A 19,691-nucleotide genomic window follows, 5' to 3' on the forward strand; every position below is an offset into this window, starting at 1 on the left:
TAATCTTTTTTTTACCACTAAGATGAAATTGAGTGATTAAGAATATTAAGATTGATCACTGGCAGTATAATTTTTCGCGTATTTCTATTAAAATTTTTTCCGTCTTTTTTATATCCGGACTGTCGGGAAGCAGAGAAGTTGAATGCTCATGTTCTATCGACTCTATCAGATCTTCAGCTTTTTGCATTACTTCTTCATAAGACCAGTTTCCGGCTTTAATATCAAGTAATTCCTCTCTGTTGTCTACGCGGATCTGTAAAGAGTTTGTCTTAAAAATATGCTCACACGACTGCAAAAGACGGATGGTATGCATCATGTTCTTGCTGTCATAATTCTGGCCATGCTGCTGATTGACGTTGTAGCGGTCTTCATTACGTTCAGACACCCATTTCCAGTATTCCTTATAGTCTTTGCAATAGGTGGAGTAGGCGTCCAGATTGCATGAAAGATAAGCTATGGGTTTTTCATCCTTAGGAACGGAAGACAGAGACACCTGATTGGCTTCTTCATGCTGAATAATTCCTTTATAACCCAGAGTTGCGGACTCATCATAAAACACGGCGTGCATCCCTTTTGTATTCCCGATGCTGACCAGTCCACATTTTTCCTGAACTTTTCGGTTGTCGGAGAGCCATTTTTTCAAAGGAACCGATCCCTGATTTTCAAGAATGTTGCAGAAATCCAGAACAGATTTTCTTTCTTTTTCGACGGGATTAAGAATCTTTTTATTGAGACCTTTTGCTTTTTTGATCTGTGATACAGCGTATCCTGCAAAGGTGTCTTTACATAATTTGGATAAAAAGTCTTTCGTACGAAGCAAATCCATCAGCGGATCTTTGTGCAGGATAAATTCTTCCGGACTTGCGAGCATTTCCAGAATATTGGGGTTGTTTTTCTGCAGAAGTTCTACAAATCGACCAATCTCATAATAAGTGATATCATTGGTTTCATTAGAAATCTGCGGGATATAATTCAGTCCGAAAAAATCTTCTTTCGGCAGATAATAAACCCCACGGATATCCGTATCCGAATTTTCTGTAGCCAGCCCGAAAGCGCGGCTGCCGGAGATGGCTTCGAAGAGGATGAGGTGGTTGGTTTTTAAGTCTTGGATGGTCATTATTTTTTTTCTCTTTTAAGTATTTTCTGTTCAAAAAATATTCTCTGTTCTTTGGGTAGCTCATAAAGTGCTGCCTCATTTTTATTAAAAATGACTTCAAGATAGGTATGTGCATATGATTCCAGAATTGTAAGTTCAGGAATGGTACTTAAGTTTCTTTGAATGAACGCTATTAAAAGTTTCAGGTCTGATACCACTATATCTGATGAGTTCATTAGAATATTGATGATCCAGTTGGACAGGATTTCGTTTAAATGACCTTCCTTAATGTCTTTCTCAATTTTATCTGATAATGTGAAAAGAGTATAATAGAATGGTCTTCCGGATAAATTTTTATAGAGTTCAGTTCGTTGATCTGCAGATAATGTGTCAAGATAATTTAGATATTCTGTTGTGAACTTTTCTTCTTCATTATTCCATAAATATGAGACTATTTCCAAAATAATGAATTTATATCTATGTGAATAATCTTCAAAATCTAAATTTATGATTTTTGAAATAAGTAGTTTTGCTTCATCATTTTTTTTTGCAACGATAAGATCAGCGCCTTTTAGAAGTCTTGAAAAGACATATTCGTCTGTAATAATTCCGTTATTTTCATGAATTTTATGTGTTAATTCTATTGCTTCTTCTATAAGCTCAGGCTGTTTATATTTTTCGGAAAGTTTAATTAATGTATGTGTGAATCTTTTATAAAAATCAGTATCATTTAATGCATGAGGACTTATAAGGAAAGATTCCTCAGTGTGAGTTTCTCTAAAATAAGTAAGGGCGTCTTCGTATTTCTCTAATTGATGTAAATGCAAAGCGATCAATGTGTTGATTTCATTCTTGTTTTCTGAAACTGTTGTGAAATAAATTTCTTTAGCTTTATCGTAATCTCCATTCGTTACTAATTCAAAAACTGTTATAATGATTTTTTCCAGTTTTTCCTTTTTTATATCCAGAGCCTGGTGAATCGCCTGAATCTCATAGAGAATATCTTTCTGCTCTTTTTCATTACAGGTATCCAGAAGTTCGGAGAACTTATTGTTTCTTTTAAGAAGTTGTTCTATATTATAATAGTGTGCCAAAAAATCAATAAACAATGTAGTAATTCCTTCTCTGTGCTCACCAACCTCTATGCTTATTCTGAGTAAAGGCTCGCTGATATCATAAAATTTGTTTCTTTTGTCGCTGGGATCTGTAATAATATCAACCAGATTTTTTCTGGAAAGCTCACTCATCTGCTTGCTTAAGGATTTCTGTTCTATAAAGCAGCTTTTAGAAATTTCTGTTCCTTTTTGCGGCTTTCGGGCAAGTGCGATGTATCTCAGTATCTTTTGCTGTTGAGGAGGAAGATAACGGATATATGTTTCGTAGTAAGGCTTTAAGTCATTAATAGTTTTAATAAAGTTTTCCGATACTTTAGCCAGAGTATCAGCCTTAAGAAAATGGTAAAACGTTACCAATAGACGATGGTTCCCTTTCACGAGATCATAGATGGCCCGGACTTGAGATTTTCCCTTTGTTTTTAAGTGTTCTATCAGTGCTTCATCTTTATCCAATTCAGCTAAAGACAACAGAAAATAATAAGACTCATCAAAAGAAAGATTTTTAAGATAGTAAGTCGTGAAGAAGCCATAAAAGGGACGGTCTTCTTTATCGAAGTCATCACTGATCGACTGGCTCGTTGCTATAATACTGACTTTATCATTTTCATATAACCAGGATCTTAATCTGCCCTGTTCCTCATTTCCCATGTGCCCCAGGATATCCCCGAAGTTCTCTGTGAGAATAAGCAGGGGTTTTTCACCTATGAACTTTTTAATGATTTTTTCCAGGTAAGCTAATTGATTCGCGGAAGAAGTGTTTTGCAGGGTCTGTAATTCCTTTTGCAGTTCTGCCTTTTCTTGGTCATACCATTTAATAAACGAATTTAAGATCCGAAGCAAAAAATCGAAAAAATTATCTACTCCGTATTCTTCTTCAGCAAAATAAGCTACGACCAGCTTGTTTTCTTTTACATAACGCTGTATTCTTGAATGCAGGACACTGAGGAGGTGGGTTTTTCCCATTCCCCGCTGGCCTATAATCAGCCAGAACTGGTTGTTGTGGTGCTGGATAATAGCATTCACTTTATCTTCCATAAAATCAGCTGCTACAGCTCTTCCTGTAAGCAGTTGCTCCAGTATTTTAGGATTGACGCTCTTTGCCCCGAAAGACAATACCGTATTTATGCTTTGTTTATTCTCCACCATTCTTTGAAAATTTTATATTTAAAATTATATACTCTGCCATCGGATGTCATTGTTTTTGTGAGATAATGGTCACTCACCAATACTTCCAGGGCTTCTTTGGTCTTTTCTTCATCACCGTTGATTTGAGGAATGATCTGGGATTCTGCAATACCAGCTGCATTTCTGGATAAAATGGAAAGAAGATCAGTCATGAGCTTTGAGGTTTCACGATAGTAAATGACAAGTCTTTCTTTCAATTGATTAAATGCTTTCTGATAAGTGGAATTGTTTAAAATTAAATCATATGATCCACTGATAGAGGTGTCATTAATTTCCTTATTAAATTCAGATTGAATAATAAGGAATAGGTTGGCGATATAATAAGGAAGTCCGTTACATAATTCATGAACGGTTTCAAACAGTTTTTTCTTTTTTCCAGGATCAACTGTATATCCGGATAAGAGATAGCATTCCATTAAAAACACCGAATCTTCTTTGGAAAAAGGGTTAAGGTTGAATTCGTACATGTCATTTGTAGGCTCACCTGTATAGCTTAGGTTATTTCTTAATGTTTGCAGGATAACTTTAATACCGATTGACCCGCAGTAGACAAATCTCAGACCCTTACTTTCCAATTCCTGTCTTCTTTCCCTGAGGATATCTAAAAATTCAGTTACTTCATCATGTCTTCCTGCCTGATACCATTCCCAAAGCATAATGGGAAGCTCATCTAGAATCAGAATAAGTTTACAGTTGTCTTTCTGTAAATTATCGCTTACATTTTCAAGGGTCTGAAAAAATATTTTTTTCCAGCTTTGTTTATATTCCGGGAGATTGACTGAGAATTCAGCTCCGTAAACATTTACTTTTACAGAGCCTAGTAATTTGTTTAAAAACTCACTGGTTTTTGAGAGGTCGATCTGATACCATTTTTTAAACACATTAAAACCATGAATTAATGTGTCAATCACTTCTCCCAGGTCTTTTCGGCCTTGTAATGAAAAGTAAATAGCTTTAAAATTCTCTTTTTTTAATTCTTCAGGGATTTCGTTGTTATTACAAAGGTATACGAGTTTTTTCAGAAGAAGTGTTTTCCCCATTCTTCGCATTTCTTCAATGGTAATGCTTTGAACACTGAGCGACTGAAGAATATTGAGTATTTCTTTTTCTCTTCCTATGATTTGTTCTTCTCTGATGGTGCCTGTAGAGGGAGTGAGTGGAAATGGTGTCGTTTGCATATTGTGTATTTTAAGCTAATGTACGACAAAATTATCTTACGACAAAATTATCGTAAGATAATTTTGTCGTGTTTTATTGGAAAATTATATTTTGATAAAAGCTCTTCTTGTTTAGATGATTGCTGCGAAATCAGATTTGGAGAAAAAAAAAATTAATTCTTCACACAACTCTCCACAATCACCTCCAGTGCCTTCTCCGCATCACAAGCATACAAACCGGAACACCAGGCCGGATTCGCTTCGATCAAAGCCCAGCCTTTTTCTTTGATAATCCCAAAATCCAAAACAATGGCTGCGGGAAGGGTAGAAGCATATTTTCTGATAAACGAATCAAAAAATATAAAAAGATCGTTTTCTTCCTGCTCTGAAAGTGGATTCATATCAAATGCATCGTTCCGCCAATAGGAAGAATAGGTTTTTATTTCACCATGTAAAACAAAGCATCTTACTTCCAGCAGCCACTCCACAACTTCTGATGTGAAAACTGTAGAGTTGAGATCTACCGTATCAAAACCTTTGATATCCGTAACTTTTTGATACACTCCGGCCTTGAAACTTTTAAAATCAGAACATTTAATGAACATATTTTCCTGATCAATATAGTCTTTCATCTGTCCGTAAGAAATTTTACGTTTTGTAAACTCCTCAGAAATAAGAGAAAGGCAGTTGTCATCAGGTTTCATAAGCGTCAGTCTACACTGATCAGCAACAATCTCGGCATAAATATCTTCACCATATACTGCAATAACATCTTCCCGGAACTCTTCGGGAACATTCCATTTGGCATTAAAACGGTTCAGTTCGTAAGGCGAATTGATGGACGCCTTTTTCAGATTGTTGCTGTCTTCCGTATACATAGGAGAAAGCGCTATTATATTTTTCATGTGTTCTGTTTTTTATTTCTACTAAAAGATTCTGCTAAAAAGGAAAGTTCTTATTTTTCTCTTTTTCATCCAGTAAATTTTGGATAATATCTTCCAGTAATTTAAAATCTTCCAGTTGTTTATATTGTATGCCAGCTGTTGTTTTATAAAGTCCATTAAAACTGGGATAATTCTGTCCTACATATCCTTTCAGTTCTGTGTTAAGGAGCAGATTCTCATAATCGAAATTAAGCGTGATCATAAGTTCTTCACCCGAAGCTTTAAATTCAGCATAGCATTGATTGATAAGATCAAAGTCCATAGTATTGCTGTGAAAAGAATCATTCCTGAGATTGAATTCAAATTTTGCCTCGTCTAATTGATCCTGTAAGTTTTTTAAATCCGCATCTGCACCATATACTTTCTCATAGTGCTCTACAACTCCTTGAATAAATTTTTCATTATAAAATACTTCAAGAAAATCATTGTCAAAATGCCAAAAAAGGCTGTAATAATAATGATCTACCGGAAGATTGAAACGAATCAGACAATCAATGGAAGACTGTGGAACAATCAACCCAAACTCTTCCTTTAAAAACTGGCATTGCTTTATGAAAGGATGAATTACTGATGCAGCATTTTTCACCTCCTTTTTAGCCATCAAAGGTTTATTTTTCCGTTTAAAAAAATCAAATAGTCCTATTCTCATAACTCATAACTTATCATTCATAACTCATCTACAGTTTCAATATCTCCCTAAAAACCCTCTCCATCTCCCTTTTATCCGGTTTCCCACCTCTAAGGCTTTTAGATTTCTCTTCGTTTTCCATAACTACTTTCTCCAAAAATCCAAAAAGCTCCCAGTCATTCGGGTGGTAATAGGATTCTCCTTTGGTAGCTTTTAAAGCGATAAGGTCTTCTATCTTTTTTCGGGTATGATCATCAACCAAAACCAATAGTTCACTGAATAAGACCGGTGGAACCGTTCCTTTTTCTATAATCCATTTTCCGGTCAGTGCCGTTCTCAGGCAATAAAAATAACTTTTCAGTTTTACTTCATCACTTCTGCAGGCTTCCAGATATTTTTTACTCATGCTTAGATAATGATAAGAAACCGCTACCGGTGAAAAACAGGCATCTGCCAAAGGAGTAAACAGTTCCAAAAATTTATCATTCTTCTTATAAACGATAGGTGAATAAAACCAGCTCAACAAAGCCGCATTCGACTTCAGCAACAAATGGAAAGTCTTTCGCAAATCCCATCCGGAGCCGTCCAGATCGTCTTCTGTCATAAATTCTATCGTCTCATCTTTATCCCACGGAGAAAGATACCAATCTTTTTCATGACGGTAGATAAAACGGATATCATAATCGCTGTCCGGAGAAGCAAAACCCCAGGCTCTGCTTCCGGATTCTACGGCTAGAAGGACTTCTATCCCTCGTTCAGCCTCTATTTCTCTTATTTTTTCTAGTATTTTTGGTGTCATTTTGTTCTATTTTAATGCAAAGTAAAAGAGGAAGTGCGCAGTGTTTTCGCGTTGCTTTGGTGAGTTTGAGAGTCGGAGAGTTTTGAAGAGTGATGAGTTATAAATTATGAATGATGAGTGATGAGTTTTGGTTGTTAGTTGCTGGTTTATGAGTTGCTGGTTTATAGATATATCATGTTGTGCATCTGGAATTTTGTTTCCTAACTATTGACTAAAATTAAAAGGTCATAATTTTCAATCTTCAGCACAATCTCTACAACCTGCTACCTAATATCTGCCACCCTATTCCTAATTTCACTAATATTGCAACTTCACAATTCTATTAAAACTACATACACATCCATGTTAGCACAACAACTACAGCATACAATAGATTTTAAAACAAAGCCCCTGGGAGCATTAGGACATTTGGAACATCTGGCTCACAAAATAGGAATGGTTCAGAAAACCGTTTCGCCAAAGCTTTCTAATCCGCATATGGTAGTTTTTGCGGCTGATCATGGGATTGCTGCTTCGGGAGTGAGTGCCTATCCACAGGAAGTTACTTATCAGATGGTCATGAATTTTCTGGGTGGAGGTGCAGCGATTAATGTTTTCTGCAGACAGCATGATATAGCCATTAAAATAGTGGATGCCGGAGTGAATTTCGATTTTCCTGAAGGCTTGGAGCTGATTGATAAAAAAGTGAGAAAATCCAGCCGGAATATTTTGGAAGTACCGGCTATGACAGCAGAGGAGTACCAAAAAGCTTTAGAAAACGGTAGATCTGTGGTGTCTGAAATTGTCAAAACAGGCTGTAATATTATCGGCTTCGGTGAAATGGGAATTGGAAATACGTCTGCATCTTCACTGATGATGAGTAAATTGTTTGATCTGCCGGTTGTAAGCTGTGTGGGTCGTGGAACGGGTCTGGATGATACCCAGCTGTCGCATAAAATTCAGATTTTATCAGAAGCGATTGAAAAATATCCTAATGTGAAAACAACGGACGAAATCGCACAGACTTTTGGTGGGCTGGAAATTGTGCAGATGATGGGAGCGATGGAGGAAGCCTGGCAACAGAATATGCTGATTATGGTAGATGGATTTATTGCAAGTATAGCCGCCGCGACAGTTTGGAAAAAAAATCCTCAAATAATGGACAACTTCATTTTCTGTCATGTCAGTGATGAAAACGCCCATCAGAAACTTTTAGAATTATTGGGACAGAAAGCTTTGTTGAATCTTAATCTGCGTCTGGGAGAAGGAACCGGCTGTGCATTGGCTTATCCATTAATCCAAAGTGCGGTGAATTTCCTGAACGAAATGTCAAGTTTTGAAGATGCCCATGTATCAAATAAAGAATAAATGAAAGTTATAAAAAACGAACTGATCTATTTCGCTACAGCACTGATGTTTTTCACTAGAATTCCCGTTCCGTTTACAATTCCGTATTCTGTTGAGATCATGAATAAGTCGCAGAAGTATTTCTCATGGGTTGGACTGTTGGTAGGTTTTGTGAATGCAGTGGTACTGTACCTTTCATATCAGCTTTTTAATCTGGATATTGCCATTGTTCTGATGATGATCAGCAGTGTTCTCCTGACCGGAGCGTTTCATGAGGACGGTTTTACAGATGTCTGCGACAGTTTCGGCGGCGGATATGGTAAAGAAAAGATCCTGACCATTATGAAAGACAGCCGGGTAGGAGCTTACGGAGCGGTAGGCATTATATTGCTGTTTGCTTTGAAATTCTTCAGTATTCAGGCTTTGGGGACTGTAGATTTAATTAAAACCCTTGGTCTGATTGTTCTTGCTCACACGGCAAGCAGATTTATTGCCGGAACCATGATCTATACGCACCGTTATGTGACGGATATTGATGTCAGCAAATCAAAACCTTTAGCCAATAAACCTCTGGATGGATCAGCATTGATGGTTAGTTTTATCAGTGTTTTGGTTTCTTTTCTTCTGATTCCAGACTGGCGTTTGATTCTGGCATTTGCATTGGCTTATTTGGGGAAAATCTGTATGGGCTGGTACTTTAAAAAGCATATCGGCGGATATACCGGAGACTGTCTGGGTTCTGTACAGCAGGTGACTGAAGTTTTGTTTTATTTAGGAGCAATGATTATATGGAAATTCATGTAATCCGGCATACAGCTGTAGAAAATCCTGAGAATCTGTGTTATGGTTTTTCAGATATTCCGTTGCGAAATGATTTCAGTGAAGATTTCAATGAGGTGATTATTGATGAGAAATTTGATAAGATTTTTTCAAGTCCGTCCGGCAGATGCATTCTTTTGGCAGAGCATTTTAAATTGAATTACAAGACGGATGAAAGGCTCCGTGAAATGAATTTCGGCGACTGGGAAATGAAGAAATGGACAGATATTCCCAAGGAAGAGATCCATCCATGGTATGAAGATTTTGTTCAGATAAAAGCAACTGGTGGAGAAAACCTCTTGGAAATGCAGAATCGTGTTTTAAACTTTTGGAATGAACTTACTTCTGAAACTAACGCAGATAAAGTGTTGATCATCACCCATGGAGGAGTCATACGCCTGATTCTGCAATCTATTTTACAGTTTCCTCTGGAGAATATATTTAAAATCCAGATTGATTACGGAAAGAAAATGATTATTGAATTCAATGAAGGACACTTTTCTGTGAAAAAGCTGAATGTATAATTTGCTTACACAAATAAGAAAGATTGTCATTGCGAACCTTTAGGTGAAGCAATCTCAGATTTAAGTCTTAAGAGATTGCTTCGCCGCTTCGCTCCTCGCAATGACAGTGTACAATTTTATCGAAGATAAAATCCTTGCGCCTTACAACAAGGAGCATGAAAAAAAATAGAGTCTTTGCGATATTCCAACAAAAAAGAGGCTATACAAATAATTGACAGCCTCTTTTCAATAAAATTAAATTCTAACTACTTCTCCATTTAAGCAGTAATCTGCTTAGGTCCTTTTCCTTTATCTTCTTCTTTTTTATCCAATCTCTCAGATATCTTTTTTACGATATATTCTATCGCAATAGGTGCTATAATTGCAATCAATGCTTTAAATATTCTTGATTTCATAGTAAGATTTTTTAATGTGCAGATTAATACAATTTCTGAGCCACTTTGAAATTATTTGTGGTAGCAGGTGTTTTAAAGCATACATCGAACCACGCCTTCATAAATCTTTTAAATTTTCGCTACCTTCCATGGGAGAGGAGTTTTTCGCAGGTTCAATGATTATTACTCATCAGTATAAAAATCATTGATATTTATAGAACTTATATGATCTTCTTTTTACAAAGTATTTAAACTTCTAGAAACTTAAGTGTAAGGCTTTTGTGACTTTTGTGGTTGGATTTTTTAACCACAGATTGCACAAATTTTCACAGATGTTTATGGATAGTATTCCGAATAAAAATCAAAGATTTTCATAGAACTTAAGTGGTCTTCTATTTTCAAAGTTTTCAACTTCAAAATAACTCAAAAGTTCAAAAAACTTTGGTTTCTTTTGTGGTAAAAGAACTAGCCTTCATCAGGAATATCCAGTTTTTCATAGTTCTTAAACCCGGCACTAAACTTTTCCTGCAACCGTAATCTTAGCTTTCTCGGTTTGTGAACGATCAGAGATTCGCCAAAACCCAGCAGTAATCTTTCCAGTTCAAAATTGATCTGTACACAGATCTTAAATAACGTTCCTTCCTCCGTTTCATTTAGAATTTCCTGACTTTTATGAAGCGGTTTGGTCTTTACATACGGAGCGTTGTGAGCATCGACAAAGAAAATGACATTTCTCGGAGCCATGGTTTCCGAAACCGTAACGCCGACAATATCTTTGAAATACTCATCGCCATCCAGATCTTTATCAATATACGGAACATTTTCATCAGGTTCAATACTTTCCATCCGGTCCAGAGCCAGATTGTACATTTTTCCCTTATGCTGACAGATCAGGAACCAACGGTTGTTAAACTCCTTCAACAATTGAGGATGAACCACATAATTACTGGATTCCCTTGCGGTAAAACTGCGGTAAAGAATATTCAGGACTTTTTTATTGGAGATACTTTCATAAAGGATGTCGATATGTTCCAACCCTTTCAGCTGTTCATTTTTATCCAGATGAATGATTGATTTCTGTCCTGTAGAATGGATGGAATCCTCCAGTTTCTGAATCACCCCGTTCATCTCTTTAAACATCGAGAAATCCTTGAACTGTTTCAGGATCTGAACAGCATTATTCATCGCTTTCAGGTCACTTTCATTGACGGAAATATTATGAATACTGTACTCAGAATCACTGTAGCGATAGTATTTTCTTTCAAATACCTCAATCGGAGCTTCATACCCGAATTTTTCACTCCGCATATTCTGAAGGTCAAGCTGAATGGTCCGTCTGCTTACATAAGATTCCTTTCCTTCAAATTCAAAAAGGGCATCAGAACACGCATCAATAAGATCATCCAGCGTATATTTCCGGTATTTGTTCTTAAGACATTTATCTAATGTTTTATAACGGATAAGTGCGTTTTTATTGGATGACATGGTTGTGTGGTTTTTGGGAGGGGATAAATGTGAATTGTGAAATGTCAATTTTGCTTCGCAAGTCAATTTTTTAATCATTTTCATAATTGACCATTCACTTGCGCAGCAAAATTGACCATTGATTTTATTTTTTTGAGGGTTGAAAAGTCAATTGTGAATAGTGAATTTTGCTTCGCAAGTCAATTTTTTAATTTTGGATTCTGGATTTTGGATTTTGAATCTTACTGTCCGCCATCAATTGACCATTCACTTGCGCAGCAAAATTCACTATTGACTTTAAAAACGATTTCTCTTTCCATTCATCATCTCCTAACATTTCAATCGTTTTTAAATTGACTATTCACTTGCACAGCAAAATTCACCATTGACTTTAAAAACGATTTCTCTTTCCATTCATCATCTCCTAATATCTCAATCGTTTTTAAATTGATTATTCACTTGCGCAGCAAAATTCACCATTGACGTTAAAAAACTATTTCTCTTTCAATGCTTCTCCCTCGAAAGAAATCCCATCCCAGCCAAACTCCATAAAGTTTCTGATATTCTGGTGATCTGTTCCTTCAGGGTTTTTTAAAACATCTTCTCTGTAGAATTCTCCGAAAAGAGGAAGTACCTGTTCTTTTGATAATCCCTGAAGCCTGGCAAAACTGAAAACCTTACACGAACCGTTATTCTGACCGGCTTCGTTCACTGTATTTCCGTTTTTAAATTCAGTAGGGGTAAAATCATACTGTTCATCAATATGGGCAATTACCTCTTTGAACTGAAGGGTTTCAGGATTGTTTTTTAATTGTTCTAACAACATATTTCTTTATTTTTAATCGTTGGATAGGGACAGATCATGCAAATTGGTCTTTTTTGCTTTTCTTCCTTTTCAACAAAAATAATTAAAATAATTTTATCTACGCAGAATTATTGCGCACTTGTGTCATTACTTTGCATTATCAAAATGAAAAAACAGATGGAATTTAACGGAAATCACCTGATTGAATTAGGATATAGACCAGCCAAATGGTTTAAAGATGCGATTACACATATCAACGAAAATAATCTGGATGAAGTTCAGATCAGAGAATATCTGGATCAGTTCAGGCAGCCTGATATTGTTCCGCTTCATGATACAGCGAAAGATTTTATCATCAACATCAGAGCAGAACATGAAAGTGAAACCGATAACGTAGAGAAAGTGATCAATACGATGAAAGTCTTAATGAAAACACCTACGCTGACTGCCGGTGCCCTGATGCCGGATGCCTGTCCCACAGGACCTGAAGGATTGATTCCGGTAGGTGGAGTAGTTGTAGCTAAAAACGCAATCCATCCGGGATTTCATAGCGCAGATATCTGTTGTTCTGTGATGCTGACGGATTTCGGAGATGCAGATCCTAAAGAAGTACTGGATGCCGCTCACTCAGTGACGCATTTCGGATACGGAGGAAGACCGAGAGGAGAGCAGATGCCGATGTCTCAGGAACTGATGGATGCTTTCAGAGAGAACTACTTCTTAAATGATGAAAAGCTGATCAGTATTGCCCGTTCTCATATGGGAACTCAAGGAGACGGAAACCACTTCCTGTTCGTTGGAAAGTCCAAAAATACAGGAAATACGATGCTGGTTACCCATCACGGATCCAGAGCTCCGGGAGCTGCTCTGTATGATAAAGGAATGAAGGTGGCCAACCGTTTCAGACAGGATATTTCCCCTGAAACATTGAGAGAAAATGCATGGATCCCGTTCGATACGGAAGAAGGACAGGCCTATTGGGAAGCTCTTCAGCTGATCAGAACATGGACTAAGGAAAATCATACAAATATTCATGATGCGGTTTTAAATAAACTGGGTAGTGAAAAGAAAGATAGATATTGGAACGAACATAACTTCGTTTTTAAAGATGGTGATTTGTTTTACCATGCGAAAGGAGCCACTCCGCTGGATGATAAATTTATGCCGGATATCACAGGACCAAGATTGATTCCATTGAATATGTCAGAACCCGTTTTGATTGTTCAGGGAAAAACGAACGAAAGAAACCTGGGATTTGCCCCTCACGGAGCCGGAAGAAATTTCAGCAGAACACAGCATAAAAGATCATTGGCCCATAAAACGGTTGAAGAAATTTTCGATGAAGAAACCAAAGGACTGGATATCCGTTTCTTCTCCAATGAGATTGATATTTCCGAGCTGCCAAGCGCTTATAAAAGTGCTAAAAACGTAAGAGCACAGATTGAAGAATACGGACTTTGCGAAGTTCTGGATGAGGTGATGCCTTACGGATGTATCATGGCGGGTGATGTAGGAAAAAATGCACCGTGGAAGAAAAAAAAGAAGTTGAGAAAAGCATAGTGTTGATAACGATGCTTAAACCTTATGGGCTTCAAAAGCCTGTAAGGTTTATATTCTCGATAATGATCAACTTGTAAAAGTTTATAAAATAAAAATCAATGGGGCAGTAGCTCAGAAGGTAGAGCAGTGATCACTTTCCGCTATTGGCAGACAAAGTTCCTATCTTACGGGTCACAGGTTCGATTCCTGTCTGCTCCACAATACTGATGAAAAATACTTATATTTGAATACCATTGAAGTGTTTTCATCAGTAAAAAAAAAATTGAAGGCAAACAGAGTTCCTATATTGGTATTACTCTCCGCCTTTTTCAAAATAATAGGTAAAAGGAGTTCCTATATCGTTTTTTAAAAAAGCCCTACTCCTCACTTATTTAATTTTAATCACAATGAAAACACTTCAATTATTTAATGCCGTACTGGCCAAAAAAACCGAAAGTACTCCTTTTATTTCTGACGCAGGTTTTGTAATCGAAGCGGATGCCGTTTGGGCAAAAGACGGGATCATTCAATTTTACGAGAAAGAAAAATTAAACGGAAATGATCTGAATAAGACCTTCCATAAATCCTGGCAGAAAATAAAAGACAGCACGAGACTCGAGTTGTTCATTGAGCAGCTTAAACATTATATTTCAACCTATGGAAGCAATTTCCAGGATGAAATCTATATTCCTGATGAAGTGCTGAATGTTCCCAATACAAAACTGATTTTTAAAGTCGTTAAAGCCTATTCTGCAGAAGAAATGACTGAAAAATGTCTTTCCCTGTTAAAGTCAGGAATTGCACTGAATGAAAAAACAATGAATGATGTACTTTCTGTTTTAACGAAAGAACTGAATTATACTTTTACAGGAACTGAGAATATCAGAAACAAGGAAGCTATTGTCAAGATTGCTGATCTGTATCAGGTGTATCCTGCCAATCCCGTAGAGTTTTTCAGATATGTGATTTATAAAACGACAGATACTACGCTTTTGATCAAAAATGATGAGTTGATTAAAGCCATTAAGGAAAGTAAATTTAATCCGTCAGCTTTATTTGAAAAATACGGACTGGAAAAGCTTGCTCAGATTTTCAACAGGTTCAAACCGTTGTTTTTAGCGTATAAAAAAAGATCTTCGAAAACCATTAATAAGATTTCAAAACTATCCAAAATTCATCATCAGCCATTGGTTTCCAATCCATTGAATGAGGCGACTCATACATTGCTGGAGAACAATGACCTGCACTGGCTGGATAATGCGACACCGTTTGCGTTGTTTAAAGCTTTGTCTGCCTGTTATTTGAGAATGTATGGTTTAGATACCTTTGTGTATAGAATCAGGAATGGAAAATCCTGGGTAAAAACCGGAAAAACGGGAACCGTAGGTGAAAAAAACTATGATTTTATCCTGAATTATGTGAGGTCGAGATTTGATCTTATCGGAAAGAAGTTTTATTTCCCTGAAAATGTAGAATTCGGATTGCCAACTTCTGAAAAAATGTTTGTGGGAAATATTCCTGCCGGAACAAGATTTCTTGGTGAAAAACTGGCCGTCGGAATTTACTGGGAAGATGGATGGGGAGCGAATGATCTTGATCTTTCCGGATTGAATATCGGAGGAAAGACAGGGTGGAATGCGGCCTATAACCAGGATAACGGAAGCTTGATGTATTCCGGAGATATGACCTCTGCGCCTAATGGTGCTGTAGAATATCTGTATGCTTCTCAAGGATTGAATGCTCCGACCCTGATCATGAACAACGTGTATTCCGGAAGTGCGGATTGCGGTTATAAAATCGTGATTGGAAAAGGAGATCATATTTCCAGAGAATATATGATGAACCCGGATCATGTTTTTGCCGAAGTGAAATGTAATTCCGTCCAAAGACAAACTGTTCTTGGAATAATGCTTCCGAAAGGAGAAAAGCAGTGTTTCGTACTTCTGAATTTCGGAGCGGGACATACCCATGTTTCAGGAAATTCCGAGATTTCGGTAATGGCCACGGAAGCATTGTACCAGCAATGGTATGAACCTCTATCTTTTAATGGACTTGTCACAGAATTAGGTGCAGAAATAACTTCCGAAAAAGAAGAAGCTGACTTCGATTTCTCCCTTGAAAGTCTGGAAAAAGATAGCTTTACAAAGGTTTTTAAGTAATATAAAGTATAACATCAACATCTCCTAAATCTGTAAAATCAGCGAGAGATTAAAAACAATTAATATAAACTCCAAACCTCATAGCTTTCAAAAACCTATGAGGTTTATTTAAGACACTTAAAAACAGCTATTTTGATTTACTATTCAGAATGGCTGTTCTTTTTCACTTATATAAAATCATAGATCCCATTCTTCCAGCCCAACACCTTCGAAGAATCCGCTTTAAGCCAGTTTTTCAAAATCGTAGCATAGACTTTTCTGAAATCTTCGGTATAAATTAAATCTCCTTCATTCAGTTTCTGCAGATCAGGAAGCGCGTTCAGAAGACCTTTCTTTTTAAGACCTCCGCTGATAAAGAACATTTGATTGGCAGTCCCGTGGTCGGTTCCATTGCTGGCATTTTGAGCTACCCGGCGTCCGAATTCTGAAAAAGTCATCAGCAACACATCATTGAAAATTCCATTACTTTTCAGATCAGCGACAAAAGATTTTACAGCTTCATTGATATCGCTGAACAGCTTGGCCTGCCTTTCGTTCTGATTAACGTGGGTGTCAAAGCTTCCCACAGAGAGGTAATAAACCTGTGTGTTGATGTCAGATTTAATGAGTGAAGCAACGGTTTTAAAATCCTTTCCCAATTGAGAGTTCGGGTAGACTTGATCTGTTTTTTTTGACTTACTCTTTTCAAAAATATAATCTGCATTATTGATCGTGGAGCCGAGGGTTTGGTATAAATAAGAAACCGTTTCATCATCGTGATGATGATCATACAAAGATTTAAAATATTTCTCCTGACTGGTCTGATAAAGCCTTTTAGGATCTTTAAAGGCAAATGCTTTATTGTTTTCCCCTTTCAGTGCCAGACTCAGCATATCATCAACCTCCAATGCCTGTGTGGGATGTTCACAACAGTAACATTCCTCATCCAGAAAACGTCCCAGCCATCCGGTTTCCAGAAATTCATCACTGCGGCTTGCAGAATGCCAGATATCCATACTTCTGAAGTGAGACTTATCCGGATCGGGATAACCCACATTATTCATCACCGACAGTTCACCATTATCGAAAAGCTCTTTGAAATAAGAAAGTGCGGGATTGATTCCCGTTTCATCATTCAGTGCTAAAGAATCCTTGATAGCTATATTGTTTCTTTCTTTAAAATAAATATCATTTTTTGTAGGAATAATCGTATTCAAACCATCATTTCCGCCCGTAAACTGCAGCACGACAAGTATCTTCTGATTGGGCTTCAGGGCTTCATCCAGTGCCATTGCTTTCAGAAAATTGGGCATCATCAGCGATGCGGTAGCCAATGAACTTATTTTTAGGAATTCTCTTCTTTTGATTAGCATGATTTTTTCTTTGTTTGGTTAGAGGGATTAGGGATTAGGGATTAGGCGAAAGGAGTTAGGGGAGTTGTAATATAACTTTTAAGTTTTTGATTGATCATTTATCATTCATTTGTTATTTTAAAATTTGAGTTTCAGTACTAATCCCTAATCCCTTTCGCCTAAGCCCTACATCAACTGATATTCCGGTGTAGACATCAAATTAATAATCCCCATCTTAATACTTTTATCCGAAAAGTTCTTTACAGTATCCAGATCAAGGGTTTTGGTATTTTGGATCAGGTAATCTTCGCAGTTTTTGTCATTAAAAATCTTTTCCAGTCTGCTCCAGTCGATGGTGATATTAGGGTTTTTGAAGGATTTATTCATTGCGTTCTCCCTGGTTTTCATTCCCATATCAATATCATCATCCTGTCGCGGACTGTATTCCAAAGGACGCAATCCCGACCAGATCTGTGGAATCTGCAGCCTCACCATCAGGGTAGAACTGTCGATCCATGATTTTCCATTGGGCCAGCCGGCGACATTCGGTGGATACAGGAGTATTTGCCCCAGCAATTTCTGATAAACGATGAGGTTTTCCGGGTTTTGGATATTCATCGGAAGCATTCGCATGATTCCGGCCATCAGTTCTATCGGGGATTTTATTCTGTTGCCTATGTTCTTTTTATCGTAAAACCATGAGTTTGAAAATATATCGTTCATCAGTTTTTTGATATCATATCCGGAATTATAGAATGTTGAACTTAATGGCTCTATAATTTTGGAATCTACATTTTCATTGACGAAGAACTTGTATATTTTTGTCGTGATAAAGGTAGCGGTGGCTTTCTGTTCAAGGATGATATTTAAAACATCGGTTCCGGTGAAGTTTCCGGTTTTTCCAAGGAATGTTTTTGAGCCTTCATCATGCAGGTTTTTCCTCTCTTTAAAATTACCTTCCTTATCATAGCCCCAGCCGGTGAATGCTCTTGCGCCTTCACGGATATCTTTTTCGGTGTAATTTCCTCTTCCCATGGTAAATAATTCCATCACTTCGCGGGCAAAATTTTCATTGGGATGATCCTTTTTATTCTGTTGATTGTTCAGGAAATTCAGCATGGCAGGGGATTGGCTCACTTCGAAGAGCAGCTCTTTAAAATTTCCCAGAGCATTCTTTCTGACCGTATTCAGAAGCTGTTTATTGAATTTTGAATTATTCACTCTTGATGCAAAATGCCCGTGCCAGAAGAATGCCATCTTTTCTCTTATCTGATCTTTGCTGTTCACCATCTGGTTCAGAAAATTCAGGTTCAGTTCATTGTTTTGGTCTCTGATGAGCTTCTGCATTTCCTTTTTCTTATCTGCCGGAGTTTTACTGTCCATCATCATATTGTCTGAAATAGGAACGTCAGGGGTATCATAGTTGATTTCTGTGAAAGTTCCTTCTTTAAATAATTCATTAACCAACGTTTTTGTGTTGGTATTTTTCAGTTCCCCGATCTGATTGATCCCGGCTCCGAAACCGGCACGCCAAAGAAGGTGTTTGTTATGTAACAGTGAATCGGCCATAGTAAGAGAATTTAATTTTTGGATGCTGTAGAAAGAAAAAGGTTAAAATCATAACGGTTAAGAATTCTTAATATTATTTTTTTTATGATTTGATTTAAACAATCATTTAATTTTAACTTAAATTAAGATATTGGTAATCATTGTTTTATAATTGTGTCCAGTGTTAAAATCCAAAAATAAGCTCCTCTTGGCACGATTTTTACAGCTTACTGCATTAGTAAAATTTAAAATTAGAGTTATGAAAATGTTAAAACAAGCAGTATTACTGGCTGGAATATTAACAGCTGGTATCGCAAGTGCACAGAGCTCAAAGATGAACAATATGATCAAAGTAGGAGCGAATGTTGGTTTAGCAGTTCCTTCAGATAATCTTTCTGCAGCTGCGGGTGTAGATGTATCTTATCAGAATTTGATCACTCCCGGATTTGGATTAGGTATTGCAACAGGATATACTCATTATTTTGGAAAAAGTAACAACGGTTATGATAACAATGATGTAGGCGTAATTCCTGTAGGAGCTTTAATCAGAATCTATCCTAAACAGACCGGTTTCTATTTTGGAACTGACTTAGGATACGGATTTTTGGTAGGAAATGAAAAAGTAGCTTCCAATAGTTCTGCTGACAGACCGGACGGAGGTTTCTACATCAAGCCGGAAATCGGATACCACAACAGAGACTGGAATTTCTTCGTACAATATCAGAAAGTTTTTGTAGGAGATAAAGGCGATATCGCTGGACAGAACTACAATGTGGGGAACATCGGAGTAGGATTCGGATACAATATTCCACTAGGAAAGTAGTTAGATTTATATATAAACAATTATTAGCCAAAACCTTTTTATGAAAATGAAAAGG

General features: G+C 37.0%; 17 protein-coding genes and 1 tRNA gene. 7 read left to right on the forward strand and 11 right to left on the reverse strand.

Annotated elements, in window-relative coordinates; translation table 11 throughout:
* Positions 1-55: 55 nt before the first annotated feature.
* From BUA72_RS10005 to BUA72_RS10030, 6 genes are all read right to left on the reverse strand, one after another.
* Positions 56-1,117 carry a nucleotidyltransferase domain-containing protein gene (locus BUA72_RS10005; protein WP_072922810.1) on the reverse strand — a complete coding sequence of 354 codons (1,062 nt, stop codon included), beginning with the start codon at positions 1,115-1,117 and terminating at the stop codon, positions 56-58.
* The gene (locus BUA72_RS10010; protein ID WP_072922811.1) at positions 1,117-3,357 is read right to left on the reverse strand and encodes an ATP-binding protein; all 2,241 of its coding nucleotides are present in this window, start codon (positions 3,355-3,357) and stop codon (positions 1,117-1,119) included. The genes BUA72_RS10005 and BUA72_RS10010 overlap by 1 nt, the downstream gene beginning before the upstream one ends.
* Positions 3,333-4,574, reverse strand: coding sequence for an ATP-binding protein (locus BUA72_RS10015; RefSeq protein WP_047448873.1), 1,242 nt, complete (start codon positions 4,572-4,574; stop codon positions 3,333-3,335). Before BUA72_RS10015 ends, BUA72_RS10010 begins: the two co-directional genes overlap by 25 nt.
* Positions 4,575-4,726: 152 nt before the next feature.
* Positions 4,727-5,458, reverse strand: a complete 732-nt coding sequence (locus tag BUA72_RS10020; protein ID WP_047448870.1) for an ATP-grasp domain-containing protein — start codon at positions 5,456-5,458, stop codon at positions 4,727-4,729.
* Positions 5,459-5,492: 34 nt separating this feature from the next.
* Positions 5,493-6,098 carry a hypothetical protein gene (locus BUA72_RS10025; RefSeq protein ID WP_072922812.1) on the reverse strand — a complete coding sequence of 202 codons (606 nt, stop codon included), beginning with the start codon at positions 6,096-6,098 and terminating at the stop codon, positions 5,493-5,495.
* Positions 6,099-6,174: 76 nt separating this feature from the next.
* The gene (locus tag BUA72_RS10030) at positions 6,175-6,924 is read right to left on the reverse strand and encodes a nucleotidyltransferase domain-containing protein (protein ID WP_072922813.1); all 750 of its coding nucleotides are present in this window, start codon (positions 6,922-6,924) and stop codon (positions 6,175-6,177) included.
* Between the two features lie 342 nt (positions 6,925-7,266).
* Here BUA72_RS10030 and cobT point away from each other — a divergent pair, with 342 nt between their 5' ends.
* The 3 genes from cobT to cobC are packed head-to-tail and all read left to right on the forward strand — an operon-like array spanning position 7,267 to position 9,593.
* On the forward strand, positions 7,267-8,271 hold the full coding sequence (gene cobT, locus BUA72_RS10035; protein ID WP_072922814.1) for a nicotinate-nucleotide--dimethylbenzimidazole phosphoribosyltransferase: 1,005 nt from the start codon (positions 7,267-7,269) through the stop codon (positions 8,269-8,271).
* Positions 8,272-9,054 carry an adenosylcobinamide-GDP ribazoletransferase gene (locus tag BUA72_RS10040; protein WP_083544173.1) on the forward strand — a complete coding sequence of 261 codons (783 nt, stop codon included), beginning with the start codon at positions 8,272-8,274 and terminating at the stop codon, positions 9,052-9,054. It abuts the gene before it with no gap.
* Positions 9,039-9,593, forward strand: coding sequence for an alpha-ribazole phosphatase (gene cobC / locus BUA72_RS10045; RefSeq protein WP_072922815.1), 555 nt, complete (start codon positions 9,039-9,041; stop codon positions 9,591-9,593). Before BUA72_RS10040 ends, cobC begins: the two co-directional genes overlap by 16 nt.
* 257 nt (positions 9,594-9,850) lie before the next feature.
* On the opposite strand, the gene BUA72_RS24450 is transcribed toward cobC, so the two are convergent.
* The 3 genes from BUA72_RS24450 to BUA72_RS10055 form a co-directional block, all read right to left on the reverse strand.
* Positions 9,851-9,988: a hypothetical protein gene (locus tag BUA72_RS24450; RefSeq protein WP_165571878.1), complete on the reverse strand. Its 138-nt coding sequence runs from the start codon at positions 9,986-9,988 to the stop codon at positions 9,851-9,853.
* Positions 9,989-10,432: 444 nt separating this feature from the next.
* On the reverse strand, positions 10,433-11,452 hold the full coding sequence (locus BUA72_RS10050; RefSeq protein WP_072923157.1) for a helix-turn-helix transcriptional regulator: 1,020 nt from the start codon (positions 11,450-11,452) through the stop codon (positions 10,433-10,435).
* Between the two features lie 472 nt (positions 11,453-11,924).
* Complete coding sequence (locus tag BUA72_RS10055) at positions 11,925-12,257, reverse strand: HopJ type III effector protein (protein ID WP_072922816.1); 333 nt, start codon at positions 12,255-12,257, stop codon at positions 11,925-11,927.
* Between the two features lie 156 nt (positions 12,258-12,413).
* On the opposite strand from BUA72_RS10055, the gene BUA72_RS10060 reads away from it, so the two are divergent.
* The 3 genes from BUA72_RS10060 to BUA72_RS10070 all read left to right on the forward strand — a co-directional run bounded on the left by BUA72_RS10060 (position 12,414) and on the right by BUA72_RS10070 (position 15,934).
* Positions 12,414-13,796, forward strand: coding sequence for an RtcB family protein (locus BUA72_RS10060; RefSeq protein ID WP_072923158.1), 1,383 nt, complete (start codon positions 12,414-12,416; stop codon positions 13,794-13,796).
* 100 nt (positions 13,797-13,896) lie between these two features.
* Positions 13,897-13,994 (forward strand) — tRNA-OTHER (locus BUA72_RS10065).
* 188 nt (positions 13,995-14,182) lie between these two features.
* Positions 14,183-15,934 carry a hypothetical protein gene (locus BUA72_RS10070; protein ID WP_072922817.1) on the forward strand — a complete coding sequence of 584 codons (1,752 nt, stop codon included), beginning with the start codon at positions 14,183-14,185 and terminating at the stop codon, positions 15,932-15,934.
* Positions 15,935-16,101: 167 nt separating this feature from the next.
* Here BUA72_RS10070 and BUA72_RS10075 read toward each other — a convergent pair whose 3' ends face one another.
* Positions 16,102-17,286 carry a DUF1501 domain-containing protein gene (locus BUA72_RS10075; protein WP_072922818.1) on the reverse strand — a complete coding sequence of 395 codons (1,185 nt, stop codon included), beginning with the start codon at positions 17,284-17,286 and terminating at the stop codon, positions 16,102-16,104.
* A gap of 165 nt (positions 17,287-17,451) precedes the next feature.
* Positions 17,452-18,834 (reverse strand): DUF1800 domain-containing protein, encoded by a 1,383-nt coding sequence (locus BUA72_RS10080; protein ID WP_072922819.1) that lies wholly within the window; start codon positions 18,832-18,834, stop codon positions 17,452-17,454.
* A gap of 238 nt (positions 18,835-19,072) precedes the next feature.
* Between BUA72_RS10080 and BUA72_RS10085 the strand changes: the two genes are divergently transcribed.
* Positions 19,073-19,636, forward strand: a complete 564-nt coding sequence (locus BUA72_RS10085; protein WP_034726654.1) for a membrane protein — start codon at positions 19,073-19,075, stop codon at positions 19,634-19,636.
* The last annotated feature ends 55 nt before the right edge of the window (positions 19,637-19,691 follow it).

Origin of the sequence: Chryseobacterium sp. OV279 (genome assembly GCF_900128945.1) — a bacterium.
Lineage (GTDB): Bacteria > Bacteroidota > Bacteroidia > Flavobacteriales > Weeksellaceae > Chryseobacterium.